This window comes from Pseudomonas sp. NPDC087185 (assembly GCF_044744955.1).
GTDB lineage: Bacteria > Pseudomonadota > Gammaproteobacteria > Pseudomonadales > Pseudomonadaceae > Aquipseudomonas.
Genome location: NZ_JBIUZK010000007.1, coordinates 204,084 through 217,271 on the forward strand (window position 1 = coordinate 204,084; position 13,188 = coordinate 217,271).

At 64.6% G+C, this 13,188-nt stretch carries 17 protein-coding genes; 15 read left to right on the forward strand and 2 right to left on the reverse strand.

The window, feature by feature from the left end:
- From ACIPIJ_RS23400 to ACIPIJ_RS23470, 15 genes are all read left to right on the forward strand, one after another.
- Window positions 1-642 (forward strand): SurA N-terminal domain-containing protein, encoded by a 642-nt coding sequence (locus tag ACIPIJ_RS23400; RefSeq protein ID WP_401081085.1) that lies wholly within the window; start codon window positions 1-3, stop codon window positions 640-642.
- Between the two features lie 237 nt (window positions 643-879).
- On the forward strand, window positions 880-1,413 hold the full coding sequence (locus ACIPIJ_RS23405; protein ID WP_401081347.1) for a response regulator: 534 nt from the start codon (window positions 880-882) through the stop codon (window positions 1,411-1,413).
- Window positions 1,414-1,470: 57 nt separating this feature from the next.
- Window positions 1,471-3,147: a GspE/PulE family protein gene (locus ACIPIJ_RS23410; RefSeq protein ID WP_401081088.1), complete on the forward strand. Its 1,677-nt coding sequence runs from the start codon at window positions 1,471-1,473 to the stop codon at window positions 3,145-3,147.
- Window positions 3,128-3,922 (forward strand): hypothetical protein, encoded by a 795-nt coding sequence (locus tag ACIPIJ_RS23415; protein ID WP_401081090.1) that lies wholly within the window; start codon window positions 3,128-3,130, stop codon window positions 3,920-3,922. Before ACIPIJ_RS23410 ends, ACIPIJ_RS23415 begins: the two co-directional genes overlap by 20 nt.
- 1 nt (window position 3,923) lies before the next feature.
- Window positions 3,924-4,466, forward strand: coding sequence for a PilN domain-containing protein (locus tag ACIPIJ_RS23420; RefSeq protein ID WP_401081092.1), 543 nt, complete (start codon window positions 3,924-3,926; stop codon window positions 4,464-4,466).
- Window positions 4,453-5,016, forward strand: coding sequence for a type 4a pilus biogenesis protein PilO (gene pilO / locus ACIPIJ_RS23425; RefSeq protein WP_401081095.1), 564 nt, complete (start codon window positions 4,453-4,455; stop codon window positions 5,014-5,016). Before ACIPIJ_RS23420 ends, pilO begins: the two co-directional genes overlap by 14 nt.
- Complete coding sequence (locus ACIPIJ_RS23430) at window positions 5,016-5,513, forward strand: hypothetical protein (RefSeq protein ID WP_401081097.1); 498 nt, start codon at window positions 5,016-5,018, stop codon at window positions 5,511-5,513. The genes pilO and ACIPIJ_RS23430 overlap by 1 nt, the downstream gene beginning before the upstream one ends.
- Entirely contained in the window at window positions 5,510-7,387 is a 1,878-nt protein-coding gene (locus ACIPIJ_RS23435; protein ID WP_401081100.1) for a secretin N-terminal domain-containing protein, read from the forward strand. The genes ACIPIJ_RS23430 and ACIPIJ_RS23435 overlap by 4 nt, the downstream gene beginning before the upstream one ends.
- A complete protein-coding gene (locus ACIPIJ_RS23440) occupies window positions 7,384-7,857 on the forward strand; it encodes a type II secretion system protein (protein WP_401081103.1) in 474 nt (157 codons plus the stop codon). Before ACIPIJ_RS23435 ends, ACIPIJ_RS23440 begins: the two co-directional genes overlap by 4 nt.
- Before the next feature lie 5 nt (window positions 7,858-7,862).
- Complete coding sequence (locus tag ACIPIJ_RS23445; RefSeq protein WP_401081105.1) at window positions 7,863-8,237, forward strand: type II secretion system protein; 375 nt, start codon at window positions 7,863-7,865, stop codon at window positions 8,235-8,237.
- Window positions 8,212-8,742: a type II secretion system protein gene (locus ACIPIJ_RS23450; RefSeq protein ID WP_401081108.1), complete on the forward strand. Its 531-nt coding sequence runs from the start codon at window positions 8,212-8,214 to the stop codon at window positions 8,740-8,742. The genes ACIPIJ_RS23445 and ACIPIJ_RS23450 overlap by 26 nt, the downstream gene beginning before the upstream one ends.
- On the forward strand, window positions 8,739-9,146 hold the full coding sequence (gene csgE / locus ACIPIJ_RS23455; protein WP_401081111.1) for a curli production assembly/transport protein CsgE: 408 nt from the start codon (window positions 8,739-8,741) through the stop codon (window positions 9,144-9,146). Before ACIPIJ_RS23450 ends, csgE begins: the two co-directional genes overlap by 4 nt.
- Window positions 9,143-9,556 (forward strand): curli assembly protein CsgF, encoded by a 414-nt coding sequence (locus ACIPIJ_RS23460; protein ID WP_401081113.1) that lies wholly within the window; start codon window positions 9,143-9,145, stop codon window positions 9,554-9,556. Before csgE ends, ACIPIJ_RS23460 begins: the two co-directional genes overlap by 4 nt.
- A gap of 33 nt (window positions 9,557-9,589) precedes the next feature.
- Window positions 9,590-10,441, forward strand: coding sequence for a CsgG/HfaB family protein (locus ACIPIJ_RS23465; protein WP_401081116.1), 852 nt, complete (start codon window positions 9,590-9,592; stop codon window positions 10,439-10,441).
- A 275-nt stretch (window positions 10,442-10,716) separates the two neighbouring features.
- The gene (locus tag ACIPIJ_RS23470; protein ID WP_401081119.1) at window positions 10,717-10,866 is read left to right on the forward strand and encodes a hypothetical protein; all 150 of its coding nucleotides are present in this window, start codon (window positions 10,717-10,719) and stop codon (window positions 10,864-10,866) included.
- Between the two features lie 52 nt (window positions 10,867-10,918).
- Here ACIPIJ_RS23470 and alkB read toward each other — a convergent pair whose 3' ends face one another.
- Both alkB and ACIPIJ_RS23480 read right to left on the reverse strand, forming a co-directional pair.
- Complete coding sequence (alkB, locus tag ACIPIJ_RS23475) at window positions 10,919-11,563, reverse strand: DNA oxidative demethylase AlkB (RefSeq protein ID WP_401081122.1); 645 nt, start codon at window positions 11,561-11,563, stop codon at window positions 10,919-10,921.
- A gap of 178 nt (window positions 11,564-11,741) precedes the next feature.
- Window positions 11,742-13,187 (reverse strand): curlin, encoded by a 1,446-nt coding sequence (locus tag ACIPIJ_RS23480; protein WP_401081125.1) that lies wholly within the window; start codon window positions 13,185-13,187, stop codon window positions 11,742-11,744.
- Between the last annotated feature and the right edge of the window lies 1 nt (window position 13,188).

A 13,188-nucleotide genomic window follows, 5' to 3' on the forward strand; every position in this document is an offset into this window, starting at 1 on the left:
ATGCGGACGCTGTTGCTGTGCCTGTTGATGATGGTCGCCAAAGCGAGCTGGGCCGATCTGCCGGCGGCGCGGGTCAATGGGGTGGACATCGGTGTGCTGCGCCTGGAGCGTTATTTCAGCGAGTACCTCCAGGCCCAGGGCCGAGCGGTGACCAGCATCCGCAACCCGACGCTGTACAAACGCTTGCGCGGCCAGGCGTTGGACGAACTGATCGACAAGGAGCTGTTGTGGCAAGCGGCGCAGTTGCGTGGCATCGTCATCAGCGATGAGCAGGTGTCGGCCCAGGTGGGCGAAGTTGAGGCTGCCTTCGGCAGCCCGGTACTGTTCGAACAGCGCCTGGCCGATGCCGGTTTCAGCCGGGCAGAATACGCGGACTACATACGCCACGAACTGGCCTCGCAGCAGGTATACAGCCAGCTCAGTGCGGTACCGGAACCCACCCCGGCTGACGTGCTGGCGTTCTACCAGGCCAATCGAGAAAGACTGCAAGGAGCGCAGAACCAAAGTGATAACACATCAGTCATACCCGAACAGGGCCTGGTTCTGGCCAGGGCCGCGCTCATCGGGCAATTGCAGGCGCAGGCTCGGCAAAGCGTGCGCCAACGTTTGCGCGAATCCGCTACAGTGGAACTCGCTGACTAGCAGCCCGGATGACGTTTCCCCAAAGCTGGGGAATAACGGCTTGGCAAAGTGCCATCAGGTGCCCCGGATGTGGGGCACCGGGCCAGCGCCTGTTGTTGAGGTTTTCAAAGATACAATCAAAATCAATGACTTAAAGTGGTGCAACATGACTATTCACGCCTGGCACGAAGCCTGCTCAAGCCTTACCAAGGCCGCACTTCGCAGACCGGGGAACCGGGCAGTTCTTGGGAGTCGACCTTGGTGAACAGAGTATTGGTAGTCGATGACGAACAGACCCTTGCGCAGAATCTGCAAGCGTACCTGCAGGCGCAAGGCCTGGAAGTTCATGTTGCCCACGATGGTGCCAGTGGTATCGGCCTGGCTGAGAGCCTGGCACCGGGTGTGATTGTGCTGGATTACCGCTTGCCCGACATGGAGGGGTTTCAGGTCCTGGAGACCGTGCGCAAGAACAGGCAGAGCCATTTCGTGCTGATCACCGCCCACCCGACCGCCGAGGTCCGTGAGCGCGCCGCCGAACTGGGTGTGACCCATGTCCTGTTCAAGCCGTTCCCGTTGGTGGAACTGGCCCGCGCGATCTTCGACCTGATGGGCATCGAGCGCCGGCGCAGGGCCACGGACAACCCGGCAGAAGGGTTCGTCGAACGACGCCATACCAGGAACGAATCGTTCCCCCTGCAGTTGTACGATGGTAGCTGGGTCCTGGCCGACCGCCGCCGTAATGGCGCCAAGCCTCCTGGACCTGACGACGACCAACTGCTCACAGGGGAATAGCGGCGCCCGCAGCCCTCACCGAGCCTGCGACGCGCCCCCTGAGCGGAGTCGCAGGCCATGTCCGATGTATTCGATCAAAGCGTTACGGCCTACCCCAGGGAACTCCTGGCGCAGGCCCGCCTGCAAGCCAGCGACGAGCGCCTGCTCAACTGCCTGGAACGCCTCTCCTGCAACACCCCCGACACCTTCGTCCGCCGCCTGGGCATCACCCTGCATTATCCGGTGCTGGACAGCCAGGCGCTGCTCGCCAGCACCCCGCGTTTCGACAAGGTCAGCCTGGCCCAGTGCCTGAAGCGCGAATTCGTCCTGGTAGAGCAGGGCGGTGAACTGCACGGCGTGTTTGCCGACCCCTTCGACCACGCCCGCCTGGCGTGGATCGACGATGTGCTGCAGGGCGCGCCGCTGCACCTGGCCCACGCCGCTGACCTTGCCACCTTTCTGGCCCGCCACGAAGAAAGCTTCCACGCCGTCGATGCCCTTGACCACGACGCCGAAGCCAGCAGCGAAAGCGACCCGCTGCAGCGCCTGTCGCTGACCAGCATCAGCGAAGACCAGAGCAAGGTGGTCAAGCTGGTCAACTCGACCCTGTACGACGCCCTCAAGCAGCATGCCAGCGACATCCACTTAGGCATGACCGGCCAGGGCCTGACCATCAAGTACCGCATCGACGGCGTGCTCAACGGTGCCGGCAAGGCCAGCGGCAGCGCCTTCGCCGACCAGGTGATCTCGCGCATCAAGGTCATGGCCGAACTGGACATCGGCGAGAAGCGCGTGCCCCAGGACGGCCGCTTCAAGATTGCTGTCGGTGACCGCCAGATCGACTTCCGCGTCTCGATCATGCCCAGCATCTTCGGTGAGGATGCGGTGCTGCGGGTGCTCGACAAGCAGGACCTGTCCGACCGGGTCAGCGGCGTGCAGCTGCAGGCCCTGGGCTTTGCCGACGAAACCCTGCGCGCCCTGCGCCGACTGGCCGCCGAACCCTACGGCATGATCCTGGTCACCGGCCCCACCGGCAGCGGCAAGACCACCACCCTGTACGCCATGATCAGCGAGATCAACCACGGTGTGGACAAGATCATCACCATCGAAGACCCGGTGGAATACCAGCTGCCCGGCGTGCTGCAGATTCCGGTCAACGAGAAGAAGGGCCTGACCTTCGCCCGCGGCCTGCGCTCGATCCTGCGCCACGACCCGGACAAGATCCTGGTCGGCGAGATTCGCGACCCCGACACCGCGCAGATCGCCGTGCAGTCCGCGCTCACCGGCCACTTGGTATTCACCACCATCCACGCCAACAACGTGTTCGATGTGATCGGCCGTTTCAGCCAGATGCAGGTCGACCCCTACAGCTTCGTCTCCGCACTCAATGCCGTGCTGGCCCAGCGCCTGATCCGCCTGGCCTGCCCGCACTGCTGCACGCCCTGCGAGGCCGACGACGAGCTGCTCGCCGCCTCGGGGCTGAGCCGTGACGCCGTACACGGCTGGACGTTCGTCCGCGCCCAAGGCTGTGGCCAGTGCCGTGGCAGTGGCTACCGCGGCCGCAGTGCCATCGCCGAACTGCTGCACCTGGACGACGACCTGCGGCAGATGATCGTCGAACGCCGCCCGCTGGCGCAGATCAAGGCGCTGGCCTGCCAACGCGGCCTGCGCCTGCTGCGTACGTCCGCCCTGGACCTGGTCCGCGAGGGCCGCACCACACTCGAGGAGATCAACCGTGTCACATTCATTGCGTGATCATGCCGCCAAGCAATACTGCGCCGTGCTCGGCGCAGAGGGTGTCGGCCTGGGTTGCTGGCACGGTAAACAGCACCAGTGGCTGGGCAGCCGCGCCTTCACCTGCGAGGCTGCGCAACCGGCCTGGGAAGCAGCCCTGCAGGCACTCGCCGCACTGCTGACCGAACAGGCGGTGCGCGGCGGCCAGCTGCAGGTGCTGCTGTCGGCCCGCTACAGCCGCTTCTGCCTGGTGCCGTGGAGCGACGCCATCAGCCACCCGCGTGAGTTGGACGCTTACGCCCGTGCCTGTTTCGAAAACCTCTACGCGCAGTCGCTGGACGACTGGCGCATCGCCCTCTCGCCGGAACCGGCAGGCGCTGCGCGCATTGCCACGGCTCTCCCTGTGGCACTGCTGCAGGGGTTGCAGGCGCTGGGCCGCGAGAGCCGCCTGAAGCTGCGTTCGGTGCAGCCGTACCTGATGGCCGCCTACAACCGATGCCTTGCGCAGCTGCAGCAGGGCGACTTCCTCTTCGTGCTCGCCGAGCCGCGCCGCAGCGTGCTGCTGCTGGCAGCCGGCGGTGCCTGGCAGCAGGTGCTGGCGCAGGGCTGCGCCGACAGCGACCAGGCCCTGCAGGCGCTGATCGAACGCACCTGCGAGCTGTACGGCGAGCAGATGCCGCAGGTCTACCTGCATGCCCCGGTCCGGTGCGACGTACCGCAGCTGGCGGCGGTGCAGCTGTGCCAACCGGCCAGCGAAGCCGACCCGCTGTGCGCCATGTGGCGAGCGGTGGCTTGAGATGCGCCGCCTCGACCTGGAATTCCAACCCCGGCGCAGCAGCCCCGTGGCCTGGTCGCTGCTGATGCTCGGCGGCGCTGCAGTGGCCGTGCTGGTTCTGCTGCAACAGCACTTGCAAACCGAGCAGGTAGCCCTTGAAACCCGCGTACACGGCCTGGAACTGCAACTGGGCCGTCGGCCAGCCACTGCCGCACCGCAGAACAGCGCGGCCAGCCGTGAACAGGCCGAAAACCTGGCACAGATGCGCAGTGTTTCGCAGCAACTGCAACGGCCTTGGCAACAACTGTTCGCCATGCTCGAAGCACAACCACAAGAAGACGTGGCGCTGCTCACCCTGACCCCCGATGCACGCAAAGGGCAGGTCCGCATCGCCGCCGAGGCGCGCAACCTGGAATCGATGCTGCAGTACCACCACCGCCTGGAACAGAGCACCGAGCTCAGCGATGTGTCGCTGCTCAACCATGAAGTGGTGACGGGCCAGCCCGAGCACCCGGTGCGTTTTACCCTCACCGCCACCTGGGAGACCGGCCATGCGCGCCCCTGACTCGATAAGCCGACTGATCCTCCAGGAGCAGTTGCGCCGCCTCGGCCCGGTCGGCCTGGCCGCCGCCGCAGTGGCCGTGCTGGCTGCCGGTGTCGCGTTGGCCGCTGTGCTGCCGCAGTGGCAAGCCCTGCGCGAATTGCGCGCCACCGAAGCCGATGCCAGCGCCCAGCTAGAACGGGTAAAGCGCGGCGAACTGAAAATTGCCGTCAAGCCTGAACAGCAAGCGCTGGACAGCCTGCGTCAGCAGCTGCCGGGGCAGCCCGAGGCCAGCGAGCTGATCGAGCGCCTGTACCACCTTGCCAGTGCCGAGCACATCAGCCTGGCGCGAGGCGAGTACGCACTGGGCGTCGATCCCAAGACCCAACTGGCGCGCTACCAGATCGTCCTGCCAGTACGCGGCAGCTACCCGCAAATCCGCGGCTTCCTGCGCGGCCTGCTGGGCCAGTTGCCGACCCTGGTGCTGGAAGACCTCGAGCTGCAACGCAAACGCATCGGCGACAGCGAGCTCAACGGCCGCCTGCGCATGACCCTTTACCTGTCGAGGTCGTGATGAACACTCAGCGCGCAGTGGTGTGGGTGGGGTTTCTGGGGGTTGCCGGGGCGTTGGCCTGGGCGCCGGGGCACTGGTTTGGCCAGGAAGGTGAGGTGGCCCCCATCGCCGGCAAGCTGGCGCCCACACCACCAACCCCTGTGGGAGCTGGTTTGCCGGCGATGAAGCCAGAACAGGCTTCCAAAGATCTGTTCCCCCGCCAGCAATGGACCCCACTGCAAACCCTGGCCACGGTCACCGAACAACCTGTAATCGCCACGCCGGTAGTGGCGGCTGCCCCCACGGCACCCGCGTTGCCCTTCCAGTTCATCGGCCGCATCGGCGACCGGGACGACCTGCAGATCTTCCTGCAGAGCGGCGAAAAACTCTACGTCGTGCGCCAGGGCGACGTGATTGACGACACCTACCGCCTCGACCGCGTCTCGGCCAACGAGCTGGACCTGGTCTACCTGCCTTTGCATCAGTCGCAGACTCTGTCTGTCGGGAGCGCACCATGAAGCCATCGAAGTTGTGCAAGCCTGCTCCATTCATGCTCCTGGCGCTCTGCGTGGCCATTGCCGGCTGCGGGTCGAGCGCGGTGCGCAAGGACAGCCAGGAGCTGATGCAGGAGGGCCAGTACGAGGCCGGCATCGCCCGCCTGGAGGAAGCGCTGCGCGAAGACCCGCGTGACACCGACCTGAACATCGCCCTGGCCCACGGCCGCCAGCAAGCGGTCGAGGCGCTGATTGCTCAGGCCGACAGCGACCGTGCCCGCCACGACTTCGCCGGCGCCCGCATCGGCTATGGCCGGGTGCTGACTTTCGAGCCGAACAACCGCCGTGCCCAGGAAGGCATCCGCCAGATCGAACTGATGCGCACCCTCGACGACCGCGTTGCGCTGGGCCAGGCCGCCCTGCGCCAGGGCGACCTGTTCGGTGCCGAGCGCTACATGCGCGAGGTGCTGCGGCTGGACCCGCAAAACCAGAAGGGCATCATGCTGCGCAGCGACATCGAGAACGTCCAGGCGCGCACCGCGCAGCCGTTCCCGCAACTGCGCAGCAAGCTGGAACGCCCGGTCACCCTGGAGTTTCGCGACGCGGCAGTGAAGACCATCTTCGAAGTGCTGTCGCAGGTAGCGGGCATCAACTTCATCTTCGACAAGGACCTGCGCCCGGACATGAAGGCGACCATCTTCGTCCGTGATGTGCGCATCGAGGACGCCGTGGCGCTGCTGCTGGAGCAGAACCAGCTGCATCAGAAGATCATCAACGACAACACCCTGCTGATCTACCCCGATTCGCCGCAGAAGACCAAGGATTACCAGGAACTGGTCATGCGCACCTTCTACCTGACCAGCATCGACGCCAACACCGCGCTGAACATGGTCAAGACCATGCTCAAGACCCGCGACGTGTTCGTCGACGAACGCCTCAACACCCTGACCATGCGCGACACCCCCGATGCCGTGCGCATGGCCGAGAAGCTGCTGCAGTCCCAGGACCAGTCCAACCCCGAGGTGGTGCTGGAAGTGGAAGTGATGGAAGTGGCCCGCTCGCGCATCCTCGACCTCGGCCTGCAATGGCCCAACACCTTCGGCGTGTTGAGCGATGACGGCAACCCGGTCAGCGTGCTTGACCAGCTGCGCGGCATCAACTCCGGCCGCATCAGCATCTCGCCGGCGCCGCAAGCCAAGATCAACGCCCAGGACAAGGACATCAACACCCTGGCAAGCCCAGTGATTCGCGTCAGCAACCGCGAGCAGGCGCGCATCCATATCGGCCAGCGGGTACCGATCATCAGCGCAACCTCGGTGCCTTCCACCCAGGGCCCGGTGATCACCGAAAGCGTCACCTACCTGGATGTCGGCTTGAAGCTCGAAGTGCAGCCCACCGTGCACCTGAACAACGAGGTGGCGATCAAGGTGGCGCTGGAAGTCAGCAACGCCACCCCGCTGGAGCCGACCCGCCAGGGCACCATCCCGGTCCAGGTCGACACCCGTAACGCGCAGACCAGCCTGCGCCTGCACGACGGTGAAACCCAGGTGCTGGCGGGCCTCGTGCGCAATGACAAGACCTCCAGCGGCAACAAGATCCCTGGGCTTGGCGACATTCCGGGGCTGGGCCGGCTGTTCGGCAGCAATCGCGATGACATGAGCAAGTCCGAACTGGTGCTGGCGATTACCCCGCGCATCGTGCGCAACCTGCCGTACCAGAGCCCGTCGGACATGGAATTTGCCACCGGCACCGAATCGAGCCTGCAGGTGCGTCAACTGGCCCAGCCGCTGCCAGCCGGGGCGGTGCCAGCCGATGCGCCGAGTGCCGAGCCGGGTGAGGCACCGGTGGTCGAAAGCCAGATGGCGGTGGTGCCGGCAACCCGGAGCCCACGTCCATGAAACGCCGCGCGCAAGGCTTCAGCCTGATCGAGGTGGTGCTCACGCTGGCACTGCTCGGGCTGCTCGCCAGCATGGCCGCACCACTGACCGAAACCGTGGTGCGCCGCGGCAAGGAGCAGCAACTGCGCGAGGCGCTGTACCAGATCCGCGATGCCATCGACGCCTACAAGCGAGCCTTCGACGCCGGCTTCATCGAAAAACGCCTGGATGCCAGCGGCTACCCGCCGAACCTGCAGGTGCTGGTCGACGGCGTGCGCGATGTGCGCAGTGCCAAGGGCGCCAAGTTCTACTTCCTGCGGCGTATCCCGCATGACCCGCTGCTGGCGGCCAAGGGGGAGGACGGCGGTGGCTGGGGCGTACGCGCCTACGACAGCAGCCCCGACAACCCGCGTGAAGGCGAAGACGTTTTCGACGTGTACTCCAAGGCCCGCGGCAAAGGCCTCAACAACATCCCCTACGGGCAATGGTGACGGCCATGAAACGCAGCCAAGGCTTCACCCTGATCGAATTGCTGGTGGTAATGGCGATCATCGCCACGTTGATGACCATCGCCATGCCGCGTTACTTCAACAGCCTGGAAAGCTCCCGCGAGGCCACCTTGCGCCAGAGCCTGGCGGTGTTGCGCGAGTCGCTGGACCACTTCTACGGGGACACCGGGCACTACCCCGATTCACTGGAGCAACTGGTCGAGTTGCGTTACCTGCGCAACACCCCGGTCGATCCGATCACCGAACGCAGCGATGCCTGGCAGCTGGTACCACCGCCGGAAGGTGTGGCGGGTGGCGTGGCTGACATCAAGAGCGGTGCAACAGGGAGGGCGCGTGATGGCAGCCTCTTCGCTGAGTGGTAAGGCCTGCGCCGGCTTCACCTACCTGGGGGTGCTACTGCTGATTGCGGTCAGCAGCGTGGCCCTGGCCGCTACCGGCACAGTGTGGTCCAGCGTCGCCCAGCGCGATCACGAACGCCAGTTGCTGTGGGTGGGCAGCCAGTACGCCCAGGCGCTGCGCAGCTACTACCGCGCATCCCCGGGCCTGGCCCAGTACCCGCAGGACCTCGCCGACCTGCTTGACGACAATCGCTTCCCCGAGGCCCGGCACCATATCCGCCGGTTGTACCCCGACCCGATCACCGGCAGTGACGAATGGGGCCTGCTGCGCTCGATCGACGGGCGCATCACCGGCGTGCACAGCCGCTCGGACGCCACCCCGTTCAAACGCAGCGGCTTCGACACCCAGTGGTCGGGCTTTGAAGGCCTGGAGCACTACAGCGACTGGCAGTTCGTCGCCGAACAGGCCTTCAACGAAAGCGCCAGTGGCGCGCAAACCCACACTGCAGGTTCTGGAGACACGCCATGAAGAGCCTCAACGTGTTTTGCCTGAGCATGGGCTTGCTGCTGGCCGCCGGCGTGTCCGGTGTGGCCCATGCCGAAGCCGAAGACGAGATGAAAGGCTTCATCGTCGACAACACCATCTCGCACATCGGCCACGACTTTTACTACTACTTCGCCGACCGCCTGCGCGCCACCAGCCGCCTGGACTTCAACCTGGTGGTGCGCGAACGCCCGGATGCCCGCTGGGGCAGCCTGGTGACCGTGGAATTCGAGCGTGACGTGCTGTACCGGCGCTTTCTGCCGCCCAATGTCACCCAATTGAAAGATGAGGCCGTTGCGGCCGCCGACCTGGTCAAGCAGGAGGTGATTCAGCGCAAGCTGCAGCGCCTGCTTCAGGACACCACTGATCTGGAGAGGGACGAGCTATGAACACTCGCATTGCGCACTGCATCGCCGCCGGCCTGCTGGCCAGCGCCGTCGCGGCCCAGGCCACGGAACTGGTGTACACGCCGGTCAACCCGGCCTTCGGCGGCAACCCGCTCAACGGCACCTGGCTGCTCAACAATGCCCAGGCGCAGAACGACTACGACGACCCCGACCTCAAGGACCGTACCTCCGCCTTCGGCGGCACCTCGGCCCTGGAGCGCTTCAGCAACCAGCTGGAGTCGCGGATGTTGTCGCAGCTGCTGGACAACATCAGCAACGGCCAGACCGGCAGCATGGCTACCGACGCTTTCCTGATCGATGTGCTCGACGACTCTGGTGCCCTGAGCATCAAGGTCACCGACCGCGCCACGGGAGAAATTTCGATCATTGAGGTCAGCGGCCTGAACCCCTGAGAGGGAAGGGCTTTTAGTTGGGGAGAGAACACCATGAAACGTCTGCTGAGCACTTTGCTGATCTTCGCCGCGCTGCAAGGCCTCCAAGGGTGCAGCCTGCGCGAACCCATGTCGGCCGAACAGGACTCGGAAACCCCGACCCTGACCCCGCGCGCCTCGACCTACTACGACCTGATCAACATGCCGCGGCCCAAAGGCCGGCTGATGGCGGTGGTGTATGGTTTCCGCGACCAGACCGGGCAATACAAGCCGACCCCGGCCAGCTCGTTCTCCACCAGCGTCACCCAGGGGGCCGCGAGCATGCTCATGGATGCCCTGAGTGCCAGCGGCTGGTTCGTGGTGCTGGAGCGCGAAGGCCTGCAGAACCTGCTGACCGAGCGCAAGATCATCCGTGCTTCGCAGAAGAAGCCGGACGTTGCGGAAAACATCATGGCCGAGCTGCCGCCGCTGCAGGCAGCCAACCTGATGCTCGAAGGCGGCATCATCGCCTACGACACCAACGTGCGCAGCGGAGGAGAAGGCGCGCGCTACCTAGGGATAGACATCTCCCGCGAATACCGAGTGGACCAGGTGACGGTCAACCTGCGCGCGGTGGACGTGCGTACCGGGCAGGTGCTGGCCAACGTGATGACCAGCAAGACCATCTATTCGGTGGGCCGCAGTGCCGGGGTGTTCAAGTTCATCGAGTTCAAGAAACTGCTGGAGGCCGAGGTGGGCTACACCACCAACGAGCCGGCGCAGCTGTGCGTGCTGTCGGCGATCGAGGCGGCGGTGGGGCATTTGCTGGCACAGGGTATCGAACGGCGCCTGTGGCAGGTGGCGGGGGATGCAGGGGATGGCAAGGCCAGCGTGGACAAGTACCTGAGCCAGTCACAACCGCAATGACAACCCACAGCGATGCCATGCCGTACTAACAGGGCTGGCAACCATGCCAATCCTGTTAGAGCGGACCTGGTGAGTAGGTCGGTGATTACCCGCACGGGGATGCAGTCTGGATATGAATGCAGGAGCCGAAACTCTACACCTGTTGCTCTGAGGTTTCCCACGCAGCGAAAGCGGATTTCCCAAAGACCCAAAGGGCTTCTGGCTAAAGCCCTCTAAATGGCGCGAGGGATAGGATCTGTCGGGCAACGCCGAGAACCTCAAACAAGGAATCCGATATGAAAAAGATTGCATTGATTGCACTGCTGGCCACTGCCGGGCTGGTTCAGGTTGCCCAGGCGCAGAACCCACCGCCGCCGGTAGCCTGCCCTGAAGGGACCTATCCGACGCCGGTGGGGGTGTGCCAACCGCTCTTCGACTTCGACTGATAGTCCTGCTCCGGGCTGCGCTGCTTTCACAGCAAAGCGCGCTCATCCACAGTTAACCCGCCTTGCGCAACGTGAGGTTGATCCTGCGCTCGCCCATGCGCGGATGCACGCCCGGTTTGATCGGCAGCACGCCATGAAAGCGCAACCGGTCCTCGCCCCCCCAGACCAGTACATCGCCATGGCTCAGCGCAATGCGTTGAGCCTTGTCCGAACGCTGGAGCCCGCCAAACAGGAACACCGCCGGCAAACCCAGTGAAATCGACACGATCGGCTGGCCGAAATCCGCTTCATCACGGTCCTGGTGAAGGCTCAGGCGGGTACCCGGCAGGTAGTGGTTGACCAGGCAGGCGTCGGGTACGAAGCCATCGAAACCGGCTGCCGAAGCCGCCCGCTCGGCCAGGTCGAGCAGTATCTGGGGCAGGGCGGGCCAGGGGTTGCCGCTCAGTGGGTCGATGGGGGTGTAGCGATAGCCTTTTGCGTCACTTACCCAGCCCAGCGCACCGCAGTTGGTCAATGCCACGGCCATGTTCAAGCCGCCTGGGGTCTGCATGTTCCTCAACGGCGCGGCGCGCAGAACCGGGCGCAGCGCATCCAGCAGCGGCTCGATTTGGGCCAGGGCGAAGCCGGGCAGCAACACGGTATGGCTGGCCAGACGTTGTGGCTGGGGGCCGAACAGGTCGAGGTCGGACTGGATCATGGAGGTGACGTCGCGTAATGGGTCTGGCCATTCTAACCCTGCGGGTGTTGTTGGCCTATTGCAGGTAAACCCGCTGCCACCGATACAGGGTTGTGCGTGGGCTGTGCAATGCCCGGAGACGGGAAAAAGGAACCGCGACACCAGGGAGAGAAGGTGGCGCGGTTCAAGGGGGGAGCCTTTAACGCTGGGTGGCCGTAGCCGTGTTGCCGTTGCCCATCTGGGTGATGGTGGCGCTCTGGTTGGCGCCGGCCTGGTCGACGACGGCCTTGTTGTTGTTGCCGCCCTGGGTCACGTAGGCGACGTTGGCGGTGTCGCCCTGCTTGATGTTGGCGATGTTGCCACTGCCGTACAGCTGGGTGGTGTAGCTCTGGTTGGCATAGCCGGACTGGTCGAGGGTGATGGTGCTGCCGGTACCGTTGGTGTCGCCGGTTGCATAGTTGTCGGTGCCGCGCTGGTCGGCGACCAGGATGTTGTCGGTGCCGTTCTGTTCGAAGTACAGCTCGTTGTTGCTGTCGGCCTGCTTGGTTTCCATCGAGTTGTTGGTGCCTTTCTGGCCCAGGGTGGCCAGTTGCAAGCTACCGTTCTGGGTCAGGTTGACGGCGTTGCCGGTGCCTTTCTGGTTGATCACGGCGGTCTGGTCGCTACCGAACTGCCCGCCGAGTTTCTCGCCCTTCCAGTTGCTGGCCATGACTTTGTTGCCGGTGCCCTGGGTGGTGATGGTCAGGCTCTGGTTGTCACCGTTCTGGTAGGTGAAGTGCAGGTTGCTGGTGCCGGTCTGGGAGATATTGGTGGTCGAGTTCGTGGTTTCGAACTGATCGGACCAGCTGGCGTTGGACTTGCCTTGCTGATAAAGGCGGGCGGTGTTGTCGTTGCCCAGGCTCTGGTCGATGTAGCCTTCGTTGAGCTGGCCGTTCTGGTTGACCGTGGCCTGGCTGCCGACCTGGGTGTCCTGCCATACCTCCATCGAGTTGCCCGTGCCGTTCTGGTCGATGGCGATGATGCCGCCGGTGCCGTCGCGCTGGTCGCCGTAGGCCCAGTTCTGCTTGCCTTGCTGGTAGATCTCGATGTTGCCGTCGTTGTGCGTCAGGTGCTCGGCGGCGGCGTAGTTGTCCTGGCCGTCCTGGTTCACCAGGCTCTTGTTGTTGCTGCCGCCGAACAATTGCTCGACGAAGGCTTCGTTGCGCTGGCCGTTCTGCTGGGTGGTGGCCTGGCTGCCCAACTGGCTGTCCTGCCACACGGTCGAACGGTTTTCTGCGCCTTGCTGGGCCTGCAGCGCTTCGTTGTTCTCGCCCAGCGACTGGCTGGCGAAGGCGTCGTTGTAGGTGCCCGCTGCCTGTTGGGTGATCTGGCTGCCGTTTTCGAACAGCTGCTCGCCGTAACCGGCGTTGTACGAGCCGCTGGCGGTCTGGTCGATGTAGCTGGTGCTGTTTTCCTGCACCGCCAGGTGGTTGTGGCCTTTGCCAGATTGGGTCTGGGTGGCGGCGGCAAATGGGGCGACCGTCTGTTTGACTTCGGCGATGTTCTGGTTGCCGGTCTGCGACTGGGTCGAGGTGCTGTCGTCCGCCATGACCTGGCCGGCGACGGCCAGGACGATAGCGGCGCTTAAGGGAGCGAGCTTGAACATG